The sequence below is a fragment of the Spirosoma sp. 48-14 genome, from assembly GCF_001898575.1.
Classification (GTDB): Bacteria; Bacteroidota; Bacteroidia; order Cytophagales; family Spirosomataceae; genus Spirosoma.
The window spans coordinates 21,478-43,910 of sequence record NZ_MKUD01000037.1; the positions used below are offsets into that span (position 1 = coordinate 21,478).

General features: G+C 46.4%; 22 protein-coding genes. 13 read left to right on the forward strand and 9 right to left on the reverse strand.

Annotated features, from left to right (window positions below; genetic code table 11):
- Positions 1-3: 3 nt before the first annotated feature.
- The gene (locus BGO59_RS19005; protein WP_293685808.1) at positions 4-900 is read right to left on the reverse strand and encodes a tyrosine-type recombinase/integrase; all 897 of its coding nucleotides are present in this window, start codon (positions 898-900) and stop codon (positions 4-6) included.
- Between the two features lie 282 nt (positions 901-1,182).
- Positions 1,183-1,380 carry a 30S ribosomal protein S21 gene (rpsU, locus tag BGO59_RS19010; RefSeq protein ID WP_012924721.1) on the reverse strand — a complete coding sequence of 66 codons (198 nt, stop codon included), beginning with the start codon at positions 1,378-1,380 and terminating at the stop codon, positions 1,183-1,185.
- Positions 1,381-1,436: 56 nt separating this feature from the next.
- On the opposite strand from rpsU, the gene BGO59_RS19015 reads away from it, so the two are divergent.
- The 4 genes from BGO59_RS19015 (at position 1,437) to BGO59_RS19030 (ending at position 5,851) form a co-directional block, all read left to right on the forward strand.
- On the forward strand, positions 1,437-2,363 hold the full coding sequence (locus BGO59_RS19015; RefSeq protein WP_293685645.1) for a phosphatase: 927 nt from the start codon (positions 1,437-1,439) through the stop codon (positions 2,361-2,363).
- Positions 2,364-2,488: 125 nt separating this feature from the next.
- On the forward strand, positions 2,489-3,481 hold the full coding sequence (locus BGO59_RS19020; RefSeq protein ID WP_293685664.1) for a bile acid:sodium symporter family protein: 993 nt from the start codon (positions 2,489-2,491) through the stop codon (positions 3,479-3,481).
- A 58-nt stretch (positions 3,482-3,539) separates the two neighbouring features.
- Complete coding sequence (locus BGO59_RS19025) at positions 3,540-4,718, forward strand: polysaccharide pyruvyl transferase family protein (protein WP_293685666.1); 1,179 nt, start codon at positions 3,540-3,542, stop codon at positions 4,716-4,718.
- Positions 4,715-5,851, forward strand: a complete 1,137-nt coding sequence (locus BGO59_RS19030) for a glycosyltransferase family 9 protein (RefSeq protein ID WP_293685668.1) — start codon at positions 4,715-4,717, stop codon at positions 5,849-5,851. Before BGO59_RS19025 ends, BGO59_RS19030 begins: the two co-directional genes overlap by 4 nt.
- A 10-nt stretch (positions 5,852-5,861) precedes the next feature.
- Here BGO59_RS19030 and BGO59_RS19035 read toward each other — a convergent pair whose 3' ends face one another.
- Positions 5,862-6,728: a hypothetical protein gene (locus BGO59_RS19035; protein ID WP_293685670.1), complete on the reverse strand. Its 867-nt coding sequence runs from the start codon at positions 6,726-6,728 to the stop codon at positions 5,862-5,864.
- 360 nt (positions 6,729-7,088) lie between these two features.
- Between BGO59_RS19035 and BGO59_RS19040 the strand changes: the two genes are divergently transcribed.
- A complete protein-coding gene (locus BGO59_RS19040) occupies positions 7,089-7,484 on the forward strand; it encodes a MarR family winged helix-turn-helix transcriptional regulator (protein WP_293685672.1) in 396 nt (131 codons plus the stop codon).
- Positions 7,485-7,498: 14 nt separating this feature from the next.
- Positions 7,499-7,960, forward strand: coding sequence for a DinB family protein (locus BGO59_RS19045; RefSeq protein ID WP_293685674.1), 462 nt, complete (start codon positions 7,499-7,501; stop codon positions 7,958-7,960).
- A gap of 300 nt (positions 7,961-8,260) precedes the next feature.
- Here BGO59_RS19045 and BGO59_RS36450 read toward each other — a convergent pair whose 3' ends face one another.
- Positions 8,261-8,476 carry a hypothetical protein gene (locus BGO59_RS36450; RefSeq protein ID WP_365982193.1) on the reverse strand — a complete coding sequence of 72 codons (216 nt, stop codon included), beginning with the start codon at positions 8,474-8,476 and terminating at the stop codon, positions 8,261-8,263.
- 96 nt (positions 8,477-8,572) lie between these two features.
- Here BGO59_RS36450 and BGO59_RS19055 point away from each other — a divergent pair, with 96 nt between their 5' ends.
- The gene (locus BGO59_RS19055; protein ID WP_293685676.1) at positions 8,573-9,262 is read left to right on the forward strand and encodes a phospholipase; all 690 of its coding nucleotides are present in this window, start codon (positions 8,573-8,575) and stop codon (positions 9,260-9,262) included.
- Here BGO59_RS19055 and BGO59_RS19060 read toward each other — a convergent pair.
- Positions 9,233-9,982, reverse strand: a complete 750-nt coding sequence (locus BGO59_RS19060) for a carboxypeptidase-like regulatory domain-containing protein (protein WP_293685678.1) — start codon at positions 9,980-9,982, stop codon at positions 9,233-9,235. The genes BGO59_RS19055 and BGO59_RS19060 overlap by 30 nt on opposite strands.
- Positions 9,983-10,096: 114 nt before the next feature.
- Positions 10,097-10,852, reverse strand: coding sequence for an SDR family NAD(P)-dependent oxidoreductase (locus BGO59_RS19065; RefSeq protein ID WP_293685680.1), 756 nt, complete (start codon positions 10,850-10,852; stop codon positions 10,097-10,099).
- Positions 10,853-11,151: 299 nt separating this feature from the next.
- Between BGO59_RS19065 and BGO59_RS19070 the strand changes: the two genes are divergently transcribed.
- From BGO59_RS19070 to eboE, 3 genes are all read left to right on the forward strand, one after another.
- Positions 11,152-12,141: a glycosyltransferase gene (locus BGO59_RS19070; RefSeq protein WP_293685682.1), complete on the forward strand. Its 990-nt coding sequence runs from the start codon at positions 11,152-11,154 to the stop codon at positions 12,139-12,141.
- Between the two features lie 169 nt (positions 12,142-12,310).
- On the forward strand, positions 12,311-13,474 hold the full coding sequence (locus BGO59_RS19075; RefSeq protein ID WP_293685684.1) for a 3-dehydroquinate synthase: 1,164 nt from the start codon (positions 12,311-12,313) through the stop codon (positions 13,472-13,474).
- 78 nt (positions 13,475-13,552) lie between these two features.
- Positions 13,553-14,779 (forward strand): metabolite traffic protein EboE, encoded by a 1,227-nt coding sequence (gene eboE, locus BGO59_RS19080; protein WP_293685686.1) that lies wholly within the window; start codon positions 13,553-13,555, stop codon positions 14,777-14,779.
- Between the two features lie 259 nt (positions 14,780-15,038).
- Here the strand turns inward: eboE and BGO59_RS19085 are convergent, their stop codons facing one another.
- Positions 15,039-18,239: a TonB-dependent receptor gene (locus BGO59_RS19085; RefSeq protein ID WP_293685688.1), complete on the reverse strand. Its 3,201-nt coding sequence runs from the start codon at positions 18,237-18,239 to the stop codon at positions 15,039-15,041.
- A gap of 260 nt (positions 18,240-18,499) precedes the next feature.
- On the opposite strand from BGO59_RS19085, the gene BGO59_RS19090 reads away from it, so the two are divergent.
- The 3 genes from BGO59_RS19090 (at position 18,500) to BGO59_RS19100 (ending at position 21,160) form a co-directional block, all read left to right on the forward strand.
- The gene (locus BGO59_RS19090; RefSeq protein ID WP_293685690.1) at positions 18,500-19,882 is read left to right on the forward strand and encodes an alkaline phosphatase family protein; all 1,383 of its coding nucleotides are present in this window, start codon (positions 18,500-18,502) and stop codon (positions 19,880-19,882) included.
- Positions 19,883-20,008: 126 nt separating this feature from the next.
- Positions 20,009-20,545 (forward strand): hypothetical protein, encoded by a 537-nt coding sequence (locus BGO59_RS19095; protein ID WP_293685692.1) that lies wholly within the window; start codon positions 20,009-20,011, stop codon positions 20,543-20,545.
- A 123-nt stretch (positions 20,546-20,668) separates the two neighbouring features.
- On the forward strand, positions 20,669-21,160 hold the full coding sequence (locus BGO59_RS19100; protein ID WP_293685694.1) for a hypothetical protein: 492 nt from the start codon (positions 20,669-20,671) through the stop codon (positions 21,158-21,160).
- 28 nt (positions 21,161-21,188) lie between these two features.
- On the opposite strand, the gene BGO59_RS19105 is transcribed toward BGO59_RS19100, so the two are convergent.
- Both BGO59_RS19105 and BGO59_RS19110 read right to left on the reverse strand, forming a co-directional pair.
- Positions 21,189-21,398 carry a hypothetical protein gene (locus tag BGO59_RS19105; protein WP_293685696.1) on the reverse strand — a complete coding sequence of 70 codons (210 nt, stop codon included), beginning with the start codon at positions 21,396-21,398 and terminating at the stop codon, positions 21,189-21,191.
- A gap of 89 nt (positions 21,399-21,487) precedes the next feature.
- Positions 21,488-22,411, reverse strand: a complete 924-nt coding sequence (locus tag BGO59_RS19110) for an SMP-30/gluconolactonase/LRE family protein (protein ID WP_293685698.1) — start codon at positions 22,409-22,411, stop codon at positions 21,488-21,490.
- Between the last annotated feature and the right edge of the window lie 22 nt (positions 22,412-22,433).

The following is a 22,433-nucleotide window of genomic DNA, read 5'->3' on the forward strand; positions in this document are numbered from 1 at the left end:
GGGTTATTTTTTGGCTTTTGGATGAGCCTGATCGTAGGTTTTCTTGAGTTGCTCCAGGCTCGTATGCGTATAAATCTGAGTAGCTGCCAGACTACTGTGACCTAGCAAGTCTTTGATGGCGTTGAGATCGGCACCCCGATTGAGGAGGTGGGTAGCAAAGGAATGGCGCAATACGTGCGGACTTTTCTTTTCGAGCGTCGTTACCAACTCCAGATGTCGCTTCACAATACGCTGAATCAGCACCGGATAAGCCGCCACACCTTTATCACTCACGATCAAAACTGTATTATCGGCCTGGCCTGAGAACTCCGTTTCTTTTACCTGATTATAGGCCTGAATCAGCTCAAAAAGAGGTTGCGTAAGGGGTACAATCCGGTGCTTGTTGCGCTTCCCCAAAACCAGAATCGTTTTTTCGTACAAGTTGACATCGACTGTTTTGAGTCCAATCAATTCACTCAGCCGGATTCCGGTGCCGTACAGAAGCTCAAGCACGAGTTTGTCGCGGATGCCCTCAAACGTATCAGGAAACTCGACCTCGCTGAGCAGCGTTTCCATCGGTTTTTCTTCGATGTACTGAGGCAGTTTTTTACTGGCTTTCAGCGCCTGAATTTTAGCCATCGGGTCCTGGTCAATCACTTTCCGACGAAGCAGGAAGCCATAAAAACTCCGAAGGGTAGCAATCTTCCGGTTCACCGACGATTTATCTAAGTCGGCCTCCACCAGACTTACAATCCATGACCGTATGTGCCGAAAATCGGCGCGTTCCGGCTGATCGACATTACACTCAGTATGCAGAAATTCCGTAAACTGCTCCAGATCTTTTGCATACGCCGTCAGCGTATGATGGCTCAGCCGTTTTTCGTACCGAATATGCGTGAGGAAGTCCGAACCGGGATTCATGTGATTCATGGATTAATCTGATTTTGCTTACACAAACATACCAACATTACTATTTAGAGGATTTTTAACGTCCTCTTTAGTTAATTGAGGAATTGACTACACCTATCACAAATCATAAACAAAATCCTGAAAATCCATCAATCCGCTAAATCCCGGTCAAACAAAAAGCAGCAAACATCTCTGCTTGCTGCTCCTTCTGTGCTCTGGCTGGCGGTTTGAAACGGCTGACTGCGCATTCAGCGATTTAACCCCAACATGACCGATGTTTCGGAACAAAATGTCCTATTGCTCGGTATGGTTGCCGTACATTCTCTCTTTGTAGGCTGCCTTAATGATTTCGGTGCGACGCTTTACCGACGGTTTTTGGAAAGCCGTCCGCGACCGCAACTGCCGCAACACGCCCGTCTTCTCAAACTTCTTTTTGAAGCGTTTCAGGGCCTTGTCGATCGACTCGTTGTCTTTTACGTTAATGATAAGCATTGTTAAATATTGTGTTTTAGCTAAAACCGGACGGCAAAGATAATAGATTTGCGGACATGAAACAAGCCATTATTGACTTAGGAACCAATACTTTCCATCTATTGATTGCTGAAACGGTCGGCTCTACTCAACAAATCCTGTTTCGGGAAAGTTTGCCAGCCAAAATTGGTCAGGCAGGAATCAATCAGGGCATTATTACTGAAGAAGCTATTGGACGAGCGCTGGGTGTTCTGACTTATTTCCGGCAGGTCCTCAATCGATTCAGTATAACTCCTGACCAGGTTGTTGCGATTGGCACCAGTGCCATACGGGTAGCGCGCAATCAGCAGGAATTTATAGACCGGGTTCGGCAGGAAACGGGGATCTCTATTCGGGTGATTTCGGGCGATCAGGAAGCCGCTTATATCTATCAGGGCATACGGTCGGCTGGTGCGTTGAGCGAGTCGACCGGACTGGTTATTGATATCGGCGGGGGCAGCGTCGAATTCATTCTGGGCAATCAGTCAAGGATTTTCTGGAAACAAAGCTTCGAGATAGGTGGTCAGCGACTGCGCGAACGGTTCATGACCTCTGACCCAATCAGCCTTACCAGTATTCGTCGGCTGAACGATTACTTCCAGGATCAGCTCCTGCCACTGGCCAACGCCATTCATCAATACCAGCCCAGTGTAATGATTGGCTCGTCGGGTTCGTTCGATACGCTGGTCGATATGTGGTTCATGCACGAACAGGGCCATCTGCCCAACCCCGATCAGGCCACCTTCGATTTACCCATACAGGAATTTTATCGGTCCTACGAATTACTCATTACGAAAAATAATGCAGAGCGCATGCAGCTACAGGGTATGATCGAGCTCCGGGTCGATATGATTGTCGTCGCCGTTTGCCTGATCGACTATGTCCTGAAAACCTACGGTATTACTCAGATCAAAACCTCAACCTACTCGCTGAAAGAAGGCGTGTTGGCTTCGCTTAACGAGTAATGTAGAATGCATAATGTAAAATGCACAATGCAAAATGGATGATGACGAATAGCAGGTAAGTTTTCAGGCAATTACGCTTTGTAACACATTATCCATTTTGCCTTATACATTATTCATTATAGATAATGAAAGCTGAAACAAACGACCGATCGTCGTACCGGAACCTGATCTTTACTGCGCTCCTTATTTTATTTGTCGGCCTGGCGTTTGCTTTTCCGGCGCCGTTTGTGAGCATCGGCGGGTTCCCGCTCAAGAAACTGATTGTTCCTCTCCTGCAAATCATCATGCTGGGCATGGGCACCACCATGTCGATTAAAGATTTTGAGGGGGTTATTCAGCAACCCAAAGCCGTTTTCATCGGGGTTGTTTGCCACTTTATTATCATGCCCCTGCTGGGCTACACACTAGCCAATACCTTTAGCTTTCCTCCCGAAATTGCGGCCGGTGTTGTACTGATCGGCTGTTCGCCCAGTGGTTTAGCGTCGAATGTCATGTGCTTTATTGCCAAAGCGAATGTCCCCCTGTCTATCACGGTTACCACGATTTCGACCCTACTGGCTCCGTTTGTGATGCCTGCGCTGATGAAATTTCTGGCGGGCCAGTTTATTGAAATTTCATTCCTGAAAATGATGGTCGAAATTATGCAGATCGTCATCCTGCCTATCGTGGTTGGTCTGATTCTGAACCGGGTTTTCCATAAATCGTCGGTGATGCTAAACCGGGTTATGCCAATGCTGTCGATGGGGGGTATTATTCTGATTGTAGCGATCATCGCAGCCGCTGGGCGCGACAGTCTGCTGACCGTAGGCTGGACACTGGCCTTATGTGTGCTGATCCACAATCTGTGTGGATTTATATTGGGCTACGGAACAGCCCGGCTTTTTGGCATGGACGAACAAAGCTGCCGGACGGTTGCCATTGAAGTGGGTCTGCAAAACGGTGGTTTGGCATCGGGTATTGCCGTACAAATGGGCAAAGTAGCTACAGTTGGGCTGGCCCCTGCCCTCTTCGGCCCCATCATGAACACAAATGGTTCACTGCTGGCAACCTACTGGAGTCAGCACCCCCCCAAAGACGTGCCCACCACTGAACCCGCTTCTGCCCGACAAGTTTCGTGATTTACACTATATAACTCAGCTTCTAAGAGATTAAGACAGCTACCCAATTAATGAAATAATGAAAAAGCTTTATTTGGGTGGTTGTCCATTTGGTGCGGGTAATATTGGAGACGATGCGATTTTGAGCTCTCTGGTAAATAACTTTGGAATCAATGACAATGAATTAACTATCTGCATTTCTGCGCATAGTAATAATAGTGATTACATAAATGAATACATCTCAAAGAAAAGTAGAAACATAATAGCCTATAAAAATAAGTCATATTCAAAACCGATCCTCGGAATTTCGCTAAACTCAAATCGATACCCTATACAAGGTATCGTTAATCATTACCTTAATAAAAAGAAGATCCGTAATAAGGACTTATTGATTTGTGGTGGAGGCACACTCGTAACAGACATGCCCTGGCATATGGTGAAAGTATTAGATATCGCCCAAAGCCAGAATGTGCCTGCAATACTATTTGGTGTAGGTATGGCGGAAATAAAAGATAAATCAACACTTCACAAGCTAACAAAAACACTAAATCTTCTTGAAGATATTTATGTCAGAGACAGCTTCGTAAAAAACAGATTAATTTCTATTGGTATTAGAGAAGAGAAGGTAAAAATATCTTTTGATCCTGCTATTACCTTATCCCCAAGTAACAATTTAGATTTACACAGATATCTCTCTCAGTCCGCTATAGATAGCTATAAAAATACACAAGTAAATATAGGCATCACATTATCTTCTGAGCCTGATGTCCGTGAAAGGACCAACTTCAAAGCTATCGAGACAATAATCAGACATTTGATAAAAAAATTCAATGCAACTATTTTTTTAATACCTACTAATTGTAACAATAATTTAGACTGGCACTTCATGCGACCTTTATTAGTCAACTCCAATGTTTATTTAATAAAGGAAAGATTTATTCCAGAAGATTTAATTACTTTCAGCCAGAAGTTCACATTGATACTTTCTAGCAGGCTGCACATGAATATATTAGCTTCTATTGCTGGGATTCCTTTTGTTGGACTAATCAGAAATAGTAAAATAGAAGATTACTCAAACCTTCATAATTTACGCTCATTTCCTTTCCACGAAGTAGATAGTCAAGATTTCATAAACTATCTGGATTATTTAATTAGTAATTATTCAAGTTTAAAGCCTATTATGTTAAAAAAAGTTATTGAGATGCGAAACTCCCACTTTAGCTGTATCAGAGACATATTCAACCGATATTTGCAATGAATAAAATTAACATATCAACTACTATTTATAACATCATAAAATTCATATACATAAATACAATTGAGTATATATTCACCATTTTGACTATATTTTACTCAAAAAAACCAAAAAATCATAGTAATAAAATATTATTCATTGCTAATGATGGAATAGGCGACAACATAATCAGAATATCTATTCTAAGAAAATATATAGAATTTTTCAAAACAGAAGACATTTATTTCTTAGTAAGCAACGATTCAGGACAACGAGATTTTTTCTACTTAGTTTTCCCAGAAAAGGAAAAACTAATCTCTTGTTATTCAAAAAATATAGCGCGTAATCCCTTGTATCGATTGTCAAAAATAAACGAACTTAACCAATATAAATTCTATAAAACTATTTTACTACACACAAAAAGTGAGCGTGTCACTAACATATTCAAGAAATATATTCACACCAAAGAACTATATTATCATTTCAGCGAAAATCCATGCAGTTACACATTAAAAGAAGATATAGAGTTATTCCAAAAAGTAACCAATATCACGCTTACTATCAATGAAATAAGACCTGATTTAACTTATTTAATAAAAAATGAAAGCAATACGTATAGACTACCTAAAGAATTTATCGCGATCGGCATAGGCTCAAGTGCAATTGCCCGTACTTATCCAGTTAGCAGTTTTTTAACTGTACTAGAGTGGTTAGCTATAAACGGTCAATATCTGGTTTTTCTAGGAAAAGGGCAAAGCGATAGTATGTATTACAACACACTAATCAAACATTCTCCACTAATAGCAAAACATTCAACAAACTACATTGATAAGCTTTCTCTTTCAGAGTCATTAATGATTCTGAAGCAATCTAAACTATTTGTTGGTATCGAGTCAGGTTTATTTAATGCTGCCTACGTTTTAAACGTGCCTTTCGCTGTCATTTATGGCGGTGGACACTATGGAAGGTTTATACATCCGCATGATTATTCAGCATATATTTCAAATAGAATGGAGTGTTTCGGCTGCAACTGGGAAAAATGTGGCTATGGTAATATTAGATTAAAGCCAGCTCGATGTATAACGAGCATTACCCCTGAACAGGTAATCGAATCTATCTCACATTTACTATTGATAAATACAATAAACATACAATAATTCAAAGGATTTACTTTTTATTTTTTGCCGATTTATATATTTTCACTATGGTATCATATATGCCAATTGCTTTAGTTATTTTTATTATAGCTCTCTTAAAGACTATAGTACTATTTTTTATTAAAAAAAGTAGATAAAAAGCATAATAAGACAATTTATTAACCACTATTTTCTTAAAGCCCATACGTTCATTATATATATTCTCATAATACAACTGAAGCTTGGCTAATACAGGTCTATATAGAACTCGTCTTCCGTCCTTACGAATTCTATAATGGTCGTTTGCATGGATGACGTATATGGGTTCCTGATTATAAAAAGCGGTTAAACCATCTACCGTACAGGTCGATAAAGACGTTTTACCCCTACAATGCCAAATAGAACCATTAATCGTCCTGATTTTTAATCGTTCCATATAAATTGCAGCCACGAAAGCATCTTGCTCCCAAAATGAACGGCCATATACGAGCCTGCCCAATTGTTCGTATTTTTTAAAAAATCCATTTGGGCGAATAATCCAAAAGCCTGAGCTAAAATATGAATCACTTGCCCGGAGCCCTAAATCATCTATTGTTTTCTCATCGGTAATTTCGCTTACAGACTGAACATGGGCATCTATTAATAAATCATATCCCTCAAGTATTGGATATACGTTTGGGATTGTGGAATTAAAAAATGCATCGGCATCTATCCACATTATTATATCAATTTCATTTATCCTATGTTTAATAAATTGATCTAGTAATGTTTTCCCTAGCCAAGGCTCACTAATTAAGGCATCAATATGCAAAATAGTTAAACCCGGTACTTTTTCCAGCTCTGTTAGTTGCATCTCTGACATACCAAAATCACATACAGCTAATTCATAGTCAGCCATGTGTAGCATCCAGGACCCTAGCAAAACCCTTAAGTTAAAAAAAAAGCTACTATTGCACCCTGTAACAATCAGAATTTTATTAGTATGGCGCATAAAAAACAAGACATTTTAACTACTTCAGCTAATAGTATAATACAAATAAATTATCAAATCAATAAAAACCAACAATCCTCTTTCACTATCATAAATAAATACTGGTGTGAATTGGCATAGAGGTGCCTACTTCGATCGCTTCTAGCGGTGCTTTTTCAATCATGAACTTAGTATATAATAGCTAACTCAATAGGAAATATGTATGTCGTATTACAGCATGCAAATAAGAAAGTTGCATATACAACTTTTTACCATCATTTTTACAGTATGACTACCGAACCTTACTGCATTGCGGGTCGATTACGGATGCTGGCGCGGATTGTGACAGGTCGATACAATGATGCATTCGTATCGGAAGGTGTTACGTTTGCCCAGGCTGGCTTGTTGATGCACATTTTCGCCCAACCAGGTGTAAAGCAGGCTCAATTGTCCAGAAAACTACAGATTGAAAAGTCAGCCATGAGCCGGGATGTTCAGTTGTTGCAAAAAAACGGCTGGCTAACTGATACCATTCGGGGGGGCTTGTTCCTCACCGAAGAGGGCCGATTGCTGGCTAAACGATGCCATAAAATCTGGAAAGCCCTCAATCAGCAGGTATGGGACGAACTTGGCCCCCAGGCCGTCGACGGACTTACAAGCCTTTCACAAAAGCTAATTCCTTAATACAAACCACTACAATGACTACCGAATTTTTATCGCAAACCTGGCAAATGGCGCAGGCTTCGGCGCAGGGACCGATGCGCAAACTTACCCCTGACAATTACCGTTATCGATTAACGCCCGAAACGGCTTCGGCCGGATTTATTGCCCTGCACACCGCCGAAGTGATGCACCGCTTTGCCAAGATCATGTTTGGCCGCGAGGTGAGCATCCCTTTGCAAGCGGTAGGGGGCGTTTCGGACGATGGGCGTGAACTTGACTTAGCCGAAATACAACAAAAGCTTGACGACAGTTTTGCATTGATTGCCGACCACGTCCGGCAGACACCCGACGAACAATGGGCCGAAATCGTGTCCTCGCCCTTTGGTGATATACCACGAATGCAGGTGCTCGTATTTCTGATGCATCACAATTCGTATCATGCCGGACAAATCGCTCAGGCCATCAAAAAAGGTCAGGAATTTCCGGTAATAGCTTAATAGGTTCATTGGTTTCCGTCTGACGTTTAGTATCAGTTAACGTCAGACGGAAACCAACGAACGTCATCCTGTAACTATGAAGCCCGCTTTTTTACAAACGACTCGTAAGGAATCAGCGAAATCATGGCTGTTCCGGTCAGGCTTGAACTGGTATCCGATGTATTTCGGTACGGGAGGCAAAATTCTTTTCTGGTCGAGCGACTGGCGGGAAGTGCATGTTCGTTTGCGACGAAATATATGGACGTACAACTACGTAGGGACCATTTTTGGTGGTAGTATGTTCTCGGCAACCGATCCCTTTTACATGGTGATGCTCCTGCGAATTCTGGCAATCAATACGTCGTTTGGGATAAATCGGCTAGTATCCGATTTCGAAAGCCCGGTCGTCAGACCCTCTACGCCCGCTTTGAAATCACCGATGATCAGCTTGCGATTATTCGGCAGGAGGTAGCCGCCAACGGCCAGACCGATTATGTATTTACGGTTCAATGGCTCGATAAAGAGGGAGTCGTCCATGCGGAACTGGAACGGCTGTGCTATATCGCCGATAAAACCCATTATGAGCAACGCAAAAACGACCGGCAACAGGCACGGTTTAAACGGTAGACTCTTATGATTCAGGAACATCATCTGAAGGTTCAACGAACGGCCCGTTTCTATACCATTGGCCAACTCACCGAAAAGACTCGAAACATCTGGTTCTGTCTGCACGGATTTGGGCAGTTAGCTCAATATTTTGGCAGAAAATTCACCGACCTGGCCAGCGACGAAACGTTGATCGTGGTCCCCGAAGGCCTCTCCCGATCGTACCTCGATATGAACTACCAGCGCGTTGGCGCTTCCTGGATGACCCGGGAAGATGCGCAACACGAAATCGATGATTACGTCGCCTACCTGAATTCTCTGTACAGCCGTATTCTTGAGGAGCGTACAAGTCTGAATGAAAAGCGGCACATCACGGTGTTCGGGTTCTCGCAGGGAGCCGCTACCGCCTGTCGCTGGCTGAATAATGGGGGAAATGCATCGAGTCGCATTCATGTCGACAGGCTGGTTCTCTGGGCCGGTTACTTTCCAAAAGGTCTTTCTGACCTGATCAGCGCCAACGTACTTACGGATACCGAAACGCATTATGTGTACGGCAGGCAGGACGAGTACATCAGTGCCATAGCCGACCTCGACGCTTATCTGAATCGACTACAGGACGACGTGCCTAATTTGCAGATAACCGCCTTTGAGGGATCACACCGGGTGGAGCCTGATGTGCTGAAATCATTAGTGACGGCTCCTAAACCGATTGCGTAATCGTTGCCAGAACGTTGCTCGTTTATAACCACCAACCACGACGACTTCTCCAAGTGCAGTCGTGTCCTCATTCAATCGAATGTCTAGTGAGTTTCGGGAGGTGGGCGTCAATCGAATTTCCTGCGTAATGTACCCTATAAACGTCACCTGAAGCGTAAGTTGCTCCAAACTATGGTCGGCAGGAATTAATAGCTGGAAGTTGCCATCTTTATTAACCTGGGCGCCCCTTCCTAATTCTTTGATAAGAACAGTTGCTCCACAAGCGGCTGTGTTGGATGCCTCATCAACTACACGCCCAGATACGATCCTTGACGAATCTGTGGGTACTATGCTTTCGGGTTCAAGTTGCCCTGATTTACGCTCCTCACCGCCAGCCTGCACTGAGGTCGATTGCTGCGACAAGGGCGCTAGAGACTCCGACTGAGCCGCCTGATACCCCAACAGGCCTGCTGTCAATAGCCCCCAGAAACGGCCTCGCGAATTAGGAGTAGTCACCGACAATTGTAGCGATCGCTCAAGCTGACTTTGCCGAAAGCGTCCACAGCCTTCATTCGCTGTCTGAGCCATAATGGAAGCAATCTGCTGGTCGGTCATAGCCGTAAAATCGACTACCGTTTTCTGGCAGTTCATACAGAAACGACCACCTTCATCGGGCTTCATATCCTGCCAGGACTGTTCGCAAGGCGACGGTATCGTTAGTTGTATCCGTTTAGCAGTCATGGAGGCAGTCAGTAGTTTCTATAATTAAAGTTAACCGCAAAGGTGCTATAGGCGCAAGGAATTATCCAATAATTTTGAATAGCTTGTCCCTATAGCGTCTTTGCGGTTCATCGATTATGGCTTCCGGTGAATCGTTTGTGCGCCTGCCTGCGCCCCCGCCAGAATCGTCATATCTGCAATGGTCACGTGAGCGGGCGCTGTAACAGCAAACACAATGGAATCGGCTATATCCTCGGCAGTAAGCGGGGTAAAGCCCTGATAGATTTTAGCTGCCCGGTCTTTATCGCCTTTGAAGCGTACCATCGAAAATTCGGTTTCGACCGCTCCCGGAGCAATATTCGTTACCTTGATACCGTGCTGGGTCATATCCAGTCGCATACCTGAACTGATGGCTTCTACGGCTGCTTTACTGGCGCAATATACCGCTCCGTTGGGATACGTTTCCTTGCCAGCTACCGAACTCAGGTTTACAATATGCCCCCGTTTTCGTTCCACCATGCCAGGCATAACGGCTTTCGACACATACAGAAGTCCCTGCACATTCCCGTCGATCATCAGATCCCAGTCGGCCGGATCACCATCCTGAATCGCTGACATCCCATAGGCATTTCCGGCGCTATTTACCAGAATATCAATGGCCTGCCACTCTTCCGGTAGTGTATTGACCGATTCATAAACCTCTACCCAGTTTCGTACATCGAAGTTCAGGGTGGTTACGTCGGTCTTTTTACTCAATAGGTCCTGCAATTCATCCAGCCGTTCCTGTCGACGGCCGCAAAGAATCAAGCGAAATTCGAGATCAGCAAAAGCTTCGGCGGTAGCGCGGCCAATGCCAGAGGTAGCGCCGGTGATCAGTGCAATACGAGACATGAAGAATGAAGAAATAGATGATTTTGCAAAGATAAACTACCGACACCCTTTTCGGTCTGGCATGAATTTTTTGTGAGGTATAGGCCTCAATATACCCAAAATCATCAACAATAAATTACCTGTTTTTCAACCGATTAAACAAAATAGTATTTTTTATCAAAACAGCCCTCGCGAATTGGTTAGGTTTTTGCAATGCTATGATTATGCCGTGATACTGATTGAAAACGAGATCATTGGTTCCGTTTTGACCAGCCTTTTCGGCGCTGCCTAATCAAGTACCTGCGTTATTACCTGTTTATATGCTACCTGAATTTTCGGTTGTGATCCCAACGTATCAGCAACCGGCTTTACTGCTTAAATGTCTGGATGCGTTGGGGCGTCAACGACTCCCACGCGATCAATTTGAGGTCATTATCGTGGATGAAGGCAATTCGCCCGAGACCGAAACGGCCGTACAACTTTTTACCAAACAGGTAGCCCGTAATGGCGGCCCGCTTGAGGTGCGTTACCTGGCTCAACCCGAACGGCGCGGCCCGGCAGCGGCCCGAAATCGGGGCTGGCGAGCGGCCCGAGGGCGTATTATTGCCTTTACTGACGACGATTGTTTACCCGAACCCGACTGGTTATCCGCAGCCCTTACCTGTTTTCAGCGTGGTGCTCAGGTCATGAGTGGGCAGCTACGCGTCCATTTGCCCGAACACCCTAGCCCATTGGATCGGACAGCCACGATTCTGAAGCGAGCCGAATTTATGTCGGCCAACTGTTTTTGCCGCAAATCAACGCTGGAGCGGGTGAATGGTTTTGAAGAAGCCTTCGACACGGCCTGGCGAGAAGACAGTGATCTTCAGTTTAAATTCATTCAGGCTGGTATCCCCATTGGCAAATGCCCCGAAGCGATCGTGATCTACCATATCCGGCCCTGCCCCTGGTACGGCTTACTTCGCGACGAACGCAATAACTGTTACGACGCGCTTCTGTACAAACGACATCCAAGCCTGTTTCGGGAACGAATCCCCTCCTACCGGCGACAGATCGTTCAGTATTATGTTTCAGTCATCAGCATAATCGCCAGCCTGGCAGGAGTATTCCTCGGAGAATGGGGATTCGCCCTGATCGGGTTAAGTATCTGGGCTATTCTATCCACAGATCTGATCATGCGTCATTTACCCCAGGAAACACTGACCTGGACAACAGCCAAACATGCTATCATTACTGCTTTGGCCACGCCTTTTCTATCCGTTTACTGGCGATTATACGGCGCAGTGAAATATAAAGTGCTGTATTTATAAGCGTGGGGCCAGGAGCAGGGTGCATGGAGCAAGATAAATATTTTGCTCCATGCACCCTGCTCCTGGCCCCATTCTCCCTGCTAATTTTCCCCCATTTAATGAACCATAAAGGATTGGATTGTATTTTTGGTAGGTAAAGACAGTATTACTCAACTGGCTTTATCCGTTCATGGATCATTTGCACCAGTCTTTTAGCGTACGCTTTTCGTATAGTGTTTTTTTTACCGAGCGACTTTTCGATTCGACCAATACTATTTTTGCCGACTTTTTTAAGCAACAATTGGCCGGAGGTTCTCGTAAAAAGCTCCTTTTTGTTATTGATTCGGGCGTTATTGCGGCCCATCCCTCTTTACAGACAGACATTGCCCAGTACTTCGCTCAGGAATCTGATAATCTGGAACTTATCCAGGACATACTGGTGATACCAGGTGGTGAAACAGCCAAAAACGACCCTGATTTTGTCGAAACAATTGTCAATGCTGTTGATCTGTACGGTATTGACCGCCATTCGTATGTGGTTGCCCTGGGTGGCGGGTCGTTGCTCGATCTGGTTGGGTATGCGGCTGCTATTTCACACCGGGGTATTCGCCATATTCGGATTCCGACTACGGTGCTATCGCAAAACGATTCGGGCGTCGGGGTCAAGAATGGCGTCAATTATCGGGGCAAGAAAAATTTTCTCGGCACGTTTGTACCGCCTGTAGCCGTATTCAACGATAGTCAGTTTCTGACCACATTGGATGATCGCGACTGGCGGGCAGGTATTTCGGAGGCCATTAAGGTAGCGTTGATTAAAGATGCCTCGTTTTTTGAGTGGATCGAACAACATGCCGAACAACTGGCTGCCCGCGACATGACAGCGATGCATTATCTCATTCATCGGTGTGCCCAAATGCATCTCGACCATATTGCCGGGGGTGATCCGTTCGAAATGGGTTCATCACGGCCACTGGATTTTGGCCACTGGAGCGCGCATAAACTCGAACAGTTAAGCGATTTTGAAATCCGGCATGGTGAAGCCGTAGCGATTGGTATCGCCATGGATAGTTTATATTCAAATCGGTTAGGCTGGATTAGTGATACCGACGTAAACCGGATACTTGGTACCCTGCGAACGCTTGGCTTTTCACTTTACCACCCCATGCTCGACTTTAACGACAGCGAAGGGGTTTTAAAAGGTCTTTCGGAGTTCCGCGAACATTTGGGTGGTCAATTGACCATCATGTTGTTAAGCGCTATCGGTAAGGGGGTAGAAGTTCACGAGATGGATACAACCCGCATTCGACAGGCGATCGCAACGCTACGGGAAAACGAATTGTCAGCTATCCTTTAATCAACCCAGTTTCGTTAACAACAGGTACGACGGCACTCGGATGCTGTCTTCGTTAAGGTTCTGTGGATAACGCTTATTATGAAAACATCGCTGGGCCACCTCGGATATTGCACCAACATTCATGCGGGAGAAAGCTGGGCCGATCATTTTGCGGCCATCCAGCAGGCTATACCCGAGTTAAAGCAGCGCTTATCGCCCAATGCTCCATTTGGTATTGGCCTCCGCCTGTCGAACCAGGCCAGTGAAGAACTTGAGCTTCCCGAAAACCTGATTGCTTTTCAGCACTGGCTCGCCCAAAACGATTGCTATGTGTACACGATGAACGGATTTCCGTTTGGTGGTTTCCATGATACAATCGTGAAAGATCAGGTGCATGCGCCCGACTGGACAACCGAAGCGCGGGTTGAGTATACCAAACGGTTATTCCGTCTGCTCTCCGTGCTGTTACCCGTTGATGAGCTGGGCAATGCCATTCAGGGTAGCGTATCGACATCGCCCCTCTCCTATCGGTACTGGTTTGAGTGGCAACAGCCTGCCGCCCGCGATTATATCTTTTCGCTTACTACGCAGAATATCCTCGAAGTGGTAGCAGAATTGGTCCGGCTTCACAAGCAAACCGACCGGCTTATGCACCTCGATCTGGAACCTGAACCCGATGGGGTTATCGAGACGGCGGATGAATTTATCAGTTGGTTTACGGAGTATCTGTTGCCCATGGGCATCGAGCAACTCACCAACGAATTTGGGATGACTGATGCCGAAGCGGAGGCTACTATCTGCGAACACGTTCGGTTGTGTTACGATGTCTGTCATTTTGCGGTGGGCTACGAACGCCCGGCCGAAGTACTTGACAAGCTGAAAGAATATGGTTTACGGGTCGGTAAAATCCAGATTAGCGCAGCTCTAAAAGCGCAATACCCGGATGATCCAGCTGGCCGTACCGCCGTTCGACAGGCTTTCGAGCAGTTCAACGAACCGACCTATCTGCATCAGGTCGTTGCCCGCTCAACCGACAATACACTGGTCCGATTCCCGGATTTACCAGAAGCCCTTGCCGCTTTGAACGAATCGCACAGCGAATGGCGATCCCATTTCCACGTCCCTCTGTTTGTGGCCGATTATGGTGTTCTGCAATCTACTCAGGACGACATTGTGGAGGTGCTGCGGCTCCAGGCTGAACGACGCTTTACTAATCAGCTCGAAGTAGAAACCTACACCTGGGGCGTATTGCCTGATGATCTGAAGAAAGATCTGGTCGACTCCATCGAGCGCGAGATGAAATGGGTCGTTGAGCAACTAGAGTAGATTTTGCTACCTGGGCCGCGAATCATGTATTCGTGGTGGCAGGTTCTTACAACCTGCCCTGTACGGTTTCTCAAAACCGAGTCAGACAAACCGTTCGGTTTTGAGAAACCGCACAAGGGCAGATTTGAGAATCTGCCCTCACCCTACATGGGAAAATGCTGTAAGCTGACTAACTCAGACAACGTCTAAAGAAACGTTCTCTTCATTCGAGAAAAGTCTTAGAACCGGGGTATCCTGCCAGGGGCTTTGTCGTTCTGGCTTAGAAGAAGCTGAAGCGTGCGCCAAGCTGAACCTGGAATGGATCGCCCGAAGGTGTAACGGCTCCTGTATTGTTAACCCGGTAATTATACTGCGGCACTGCTGCGTTGAAGCCCGGTAAGGCAGCTGTCGTACTCGTTGCAGGAACACTCAACGCATACAGCGCCTGCGTACCCAGTGACTTGTTTGTCCCCCAATCTCTTTTCAGCAGATTCGTAAAATTGAACACATCAGCCGATAGTTCAAGGGCGTAATTCTTACCGAATCGGAACCGTTTCAGCGCCCGGATGTCCAGTACACCATAGAAACCATTGATTCCACCATTCCGCTCGGCAATCCGGCCAGAATACGCTTCGATGTAATTTTTCAGACTCTGGCTGGCAGCAGGGTTATCGAGTAGCGCTTGCAGACCCGTCCGAACGTTGGCGGCTACTTCGGGATTGTTCCGATCAAATACAAAAGCTAGATCGTTAGTCGCAACAAAGTCACCGTTGGTATTAGCGCCAGAAAGCAGCGAGTAGCGTGTACCGCCAATACCCGTATACCGGAAGCCTAGCGTAACGCCAAAGAACGACGGCAACGTACCGTATACGACAACCTTGTTACGGAAATGGTTATCGGAATACGTCATATTGCTGAGATTGCGTGGATCATCTTTTACAGGCAACACCAGCGTAGCCGTGTTGGCCACGTTACCATTGTAAGTAACATTGTCGCGGGTATCATTCCAGGTGTAGCTCGCCGTGATTTCGCCATCCCGGAAATATTGCCACGTAGCATCAACTACAGCCGCAAACTGATTCACCCGGCCTTCGCTGTTCAGTTCCAGCACCCGCCCCAGTCGATTGCTGATCCGCCCCTGCTGCCAGTCGCCCACCCCTGTCGTCGGCATAGAAGCCAGCGGTACATATACACCCCGATTCGCTTCGTTGGCCAGCCGGAAGAATGGTTCTGCCACCATATTCCGGTCGATGTACATATAGTTATTACGTCCCAGCGACATGTACCCCGACACACCAACTTTTAACCGATCCGTCAGGAAGCGCGAGTACGAAACGTTGGCCTTGTAGAGCACGGGTATTTTAGCGTCGGCGCCAGTCATGTTGATGGTTGGCACCTGAAACTGGGTCAGTGTCGGAATACTGGAAGCATTTTGCCGGTAGGCTGCAAAATCTGGCGTCGGTACGTTGGCTCCTCGCACATCGACCGTAGCAAAGTGCTTACCATCGAAGGTCAGGTTGTTGATCAGCATGTAGTTGTTAATATCTGACGCAAATACCCCGGCTCCCATCCGGATAAACGTGCGGTGTTCGTTATTAACGTCCCAGTTAAATTGGATACGCGGTTGCGCAATAAAGGATTTGATCTGGTTGTCGGTACGGAGTTTCAGATCATCGAATACCACCTGATTGAACTGGGCTTTGGGGTAAATCGAATAGTCGAAACGCAGTCCAGCGGTCATTTCCAGTTCTGGTCGCAAGTGCGTGCTGAGTTGTCCGTAAGCGCCCAGGTTATATATATTGCCGTAAACGGTCGGATCGGCTACGAGGGGCACCTCGCGGTAGAACCGATACGGCTTGAGGTTATTAAAATTATCGAGTGCCGACCCGGACGCGTCGTTGATGAAATGAAACCGACCATTTACTTCACTGCCATACAGCGATTTAGCATGTGTGTACATCAGATCGGCGCCGAACGTGTACTGTACCCGGTCGGTATTGTAGTAAAAATTGTCGACCAGTTGCAGCACATTGTTCGTAAACCCTTCCTGCGCAAAGCGATGACCACCCATCTGAATATTGGTCGACAACGTTTTTCCGTCCACCGTCGATGTGACGTTCTCTACGATATTACGTGGGATATTGGCGGCTGGCAACTGATCGCCCGGAGCACTTTTCTGATAGGTGTAGAGGTATTGAAGTTTCAGTTCGTTGGTAATCTTAGGCGAAACCGTCGTGCGGAGCGTAGCCAGCAAGCTATTGTCAATGTTGTAATCGTTCCCGTACGACTCATAAATGTTAATAGCTGTATTGTCGGCCAATCCTAATTTATTCCGATCGTTGGTATAGTTGTCGCGGATCGTCAGCAGGTTATTGGCGTTGATCTGCCAGTCGATGCGGGCGAAGGCTGCGTCGGTGCCCCGGTTTTTGGGAAACGTACCAAATTGCTGTGTGTTAGCTACCCCATACTTGCTACGGGCAATGTCTACATAGCGATTGAGTGTTGCATTGGTCACGTTAAAGCGGCTTTCGTCGAGCGGAGTCTGTACGTCGGCAATAATGAGCGGGCGCGAATCCTGCTGATGATCCCATACAACGAAGTAGTGTAGTTTGTCCTTGATAATCGGGCCGCCTAACGAAAACCCAAACTGATTGGTCGAGAATGGTACGTTGCGTACGTTACCGCGAATGTCATACTTGCTCGACAGCCAGTTGGCGCGGGTGTAGTTGAATACGCTCCCGGTTAGTCTGTTCGTTCCTGCCTTCGTTACGGCACTCACCAGACCGCCCCCAGCCCGGCCGTAAACCACATCATATTGGTTGGTGATGACCTTGAACTCCCGAACGGCTTCAATCGAGATGGAGTACGGAGCACCGCTACGGCTGGTTGTTGCTCCGGCCGACGTTGGGTTTTTGGCTGTCATCCCATCAATGGTGTAGTTGGTGGATGAACCAAGCTGCCCCGACAGACTACCGCTACTGTTGGTGAGGGGCGACAGGTTAACGAGCTGCGTAAAATTCCGACCATTGACGGGCATCGAAATCAGTGTTTTGGCGTTAATAGCCGTAGCCGCTCCCAGATTGTCGGTCTTGTTTTTCAGCCCCGACGCCACTACCTGCACCACTTCGAGCGACTGATCGGCTTCCTGCATGGTCAGGCTGATGCGGATGGCGTCGCCCTGATTGACCATGTAGCCGGACCGTTTTTGTTCACCATAGCCAATAAACGTAACCCGGATGGTATAGGGACCGCCTAAAGGAATTTCCTTAAATGCGTACTCCCCTTTGGCATTGGTTACCGTTCCGGTCGTAAATCCGGTCGATTCGTTGCGCACCTGAACCGTAGCGCCGGGTAGTGGTGATTTCTCTTTTTCAGAGATCACCCCCGAAATAGAAGCTTGTGTCGTTTGAGCATTCGTTCGATTGATGAAAAAACTAACTAAAAATAGAAGGATAGCACTAAATAGTAGGCCTTTTTTCATTTGACAACTGAGTAGTTATGAGTTGCAAAGAGAGTGCCCGCGTTTTAACTGAATTTTAACCAACTCTTACCTTATCATTACCATTATCCAAACCGGAGTTAACGATTTAATTATATCAGACACTATCAGGCCAACCTAGTAATCAGTATGGTAGAATAACCATTTTCGCGCTTTATTGCAGAGAACCATAACGGCCTTCAAAACCGTTCTACTGGCAGATTCTATACTTTTATAGCAGATTTTCCTTCGTTCAGATAACCATGCAAAAGACCGTAGTACTCGACGTTGTAGGGCTGTCGTATTCGCTCATTGGCGAGCACACACCTTTTTTGAAACAATGGTTTGCCAGCAAACATCAGGCAACCATCGACCCGATGCTTCCGGCTGTTACGACCTCTGTTCAATCGACCTATGTAACGGGTAAATGGCCCAGCGAAACGGGCATCGTCGGCAATGGCTGGTACGACCGAACAGACTCCGAAGTGAAATTCTGGAAACAGTCGAACAAGCTGGTAGCAGGTGAAAAAATCTGGGAACGGGCGAAGAAGATTGACTCCAATTTTACAGTTTCCAAGATGTTCTGGTGGTACAATATGTACTCAACCGCTGATTTTTCGGCCACGCCCCGCCCCCAGTACCCATCCGATGGCCTGAAAATCCCCGACTGCTACACCCACCCCGGCGACCTTCGCGATAGACTACAGAAAGAGCTGGGTACGTTTCCACTTTTTCAGTTCTGGGGCCCAGCCACTACCATAAAAAGTAGCCGATGGATTGCCGATGCGTCTACGCTGGTTGATAAGTGGCACCACCCGACTTTAACCCTGATTTACCTGCCGCATCTGGATTATTGCCTCCAGAAATTCGGTCAGGACTTTTCGAAAATTGCCAATGATCTGCGCGAGATCGACGACGTTTGCCGCGACCTGATTCAGTATTACGAGAAAGAAGGCGCCGAAGTGATTGTGTTGTCGGAGTATGGCATCACGAACGTCGATAACCCGATTCATATTAACCGCATCCTGCGCGAAGCGGGTATGATCCGCTACCGGGAAGAACGAGGACTGGAAGTGTTCGATGCGGGTGCTTCCCCCGCCTTTGCTACACCCGATCATCAGATTGCCCACGTATACATCAATGATCAGTCGGTATTTGATAAGGTTCGTTCATTACTCGAAAAAACGCCCGGTATCGAGTTGGTACTGGACAAAGAGCAACAGAAGCAGTACCATATCGATCACGAGCGGTCGGGAGATCTGGTCGTAGTAGCCGATGCCCGTAGCTGGTTTACGTATTACTACTGGCTGGACGACGCACGCGCTCCCGATTATGCCCGACTGGTAGCCATCCACCAAAAGCCAGGTTACGACCCTGTAGAGATGTTTATGGACCAGACGAACCCGCTCATTAAACTGAGAGCGGGCTACAAATTGGGGCGCAAGCTACTTGGCTTCCGGTACTTGATGGACGTTATCTCGCTGGATGCTAACCTCGTAAAGGGCTCTCACGGACGAGTCGGTACGGCCCCCGAACATCACCCAGTTTTTGTCAGTAGTCGAAACGTTGGGAAATCACTGTCGGCTATTTCTGTTTATGATCAGATCTGGGAAACGTTATCAGCCAACGTATTAGTGAGCAAATAATGAACAATGTATAATGCAAAATGTACAATGAATAATTGTCGTAGTGCCCTTATTCATTATACATTTTGCATTATACATTGTTCATTACTTATTGGTTATTTGGGCGAAAGCATCTAATTTAAACCTATGAAAGCGATCGTCCCTCTTTTACTGTTGCTCTCGGCTTGCTCCACTCATCGACCGACGGCCGTGAATGCTCCTGCCGATGGTGCCGAATATTATCAGGCCAACCAGCCGATTGCGGGCTATCAACAACGTCTGTATCCAGATCCGCAGGGGGGCTTAGGGCATTCGCAGGACCCGGACATTAAAGTCACCGATATTCGCCTGACGGCCAGCTATACAGTGTTGTACATGAACTTCGGTAAAGACCCTCACGGCCACGACAATAATTACTACGGCACCAGTAGTATTTCCTTCAACCCGAAGGCCGTGCTGGCAACATCCGATGGCAAGAAAACCTATGCCCTTGTCAAGACCGAAGGGATTCCTATATCGCCCGAAACCCGTGATATTAAGAATGATGAAAAAGTACCCTTTATTCTGTATTTCGAACGGCTGGACAAGGGGGTTGAATCGTTCGACCTGTTTGAATGCAAAAGCGATAATCAAAACTCCTGTTTCAATGTAGCTGGCATGACTGTACGTAATCCAATCGATTGAGTAACATAACAGCCAAAATAATCTATCTTTTTCTGTTCATATATACACCGAATCCGGTAATCTGGCGTTAATTTTATAATTTCCAGTCGATTATACTGTTTGATTATGGTGTTGATTACCTCCGTGAGCCGTCGCTTACGCACTCCTCTTTTTTTATCTATCAGTCTGTTTATCACTGTACTTACCTTTGCACAGGTCAACTTAGCCTATCGCTTACTTAACGGATATACGCTGAGCAGTGAGGCATCGGTCAATAAGAATAAGCCTACCGTATTTGTGCTCAGCGAAACCGAAGCTTTTGAAAAGGTTTTTAATCCAGCCGTTACAACTAAACGGCCCGATGCTATAAATTTCACGAAAGAAGCGGCAATTGGTATTGTTCTTCCTCCTACAACCAAGCCCCCTAAGCTTTCGATCAGCAAAGTCTTTGTTCAGGATTCAGTTTTAACAGTACGTTATATACGGCTAGCGGATACAACGCTGACCCAGCACCCACAATTAATCGCTACACAGCCCTTATTATTGGTAGCAGTGCCAAAGCACAACTTCCTGAAGACCAAGCTTGTCGAAAACGGTAAAGTCGTACAGATCCTCAAAAAACCAGAGGAAGACTAATTTTCCTGTCTATTTACTCACCTACTGATTAGTCGTCGTAGCTAAAGTCAGATTCCAGGCCGAAATGGATACGCTGCAAACTGGCGATTGCCGCTGACAGGTGCTGGAGCGCATCGCCCACCCGGTCTGCATCTGGATGATTGGCGTCGACCTGCCCCTGTAGGCTGCTGATCATCGACCGTGTGGCTTCCAATTGGGCTACTGTCTGGTGAAGAACGGGCTTTTGTTCTGGATTCATGCTTAGCAGATTTGGTTTGTTAATACACACCCAACTCTCTTCCCCGATTTCTGTTTAGGGTAGCCTCAAAGCGAACGCTTGCAGATCATTTATTCTACGCCCTTTACTCGCATGGGTAACGTATAGATCGACTCTGAAGCAGTGATGAACAGCATATCCCGTTTTTTCCCACCAAAGCAAATGTTTCCCACCCAACGCGAAGGAACAGGAATATTACCCAGTTTCTTTCCCGATGGATCGTATACGGTTACCCCACGGCCTGAGATATACAAATTCCCCTGGCTATCGAGCGTCATGCCGTCGGAACCCTGCGAAATAAATAACTGACGATTGCGAAGCATTCCATCGGGGCCAATTTCGTATTTATAGGTTTTGCTGTCCCGAATGTCGGCTACATACAAGTATTTCCCATCGGGCGTACCAACAATACCATTGGGTTGTTTTAAATCACCATCGACCAGGATCGCTTCCGACTTACCTTTGGGTAGATAATATACTTTCTGCCCGTCGATATCCGGCTTCTTCCGCTCCCAGTAGTCACGCTGGTAATAGGGGTCAGTAAAGTAAATCCCACCCTTGGAGTCAATCCACAAATCGTTTGGCCCGTTCATGCGCTGCCCCTGAAAATTAGTCATCAGTACCGTCACTTTCTTATCGGGGCTAATCGACCACAATTCGTCTTTTTCATCAGCACAGGAAATGATATTGCCTTTTTTATCGAAATACAGCCCGTTGGATCGTCCGGTTTTGTCCATGTAGAGCGACAGGTTTCCATCGGTATCGTATTTCCAGATTTTATCGTTTGGCTGATCGGTAAAGAAGATATTTCCCTTCCTGTCGACAGCTGGCCCTTCGGTAAATGTAAACTGGCTCGATATCTTCTGAAGCGTAGCACCGGGGGCTACTACCTTTATCGTATCCAGCCCAACGGTGTTCGTCTGTTGGGCCATTACCTGGCCCGATATAACCAGAAGACTTGTCAGTATAAAGCCTGTTTTAAGCGAATAAATCATAGGAAATGGGGAAAAACTTTTT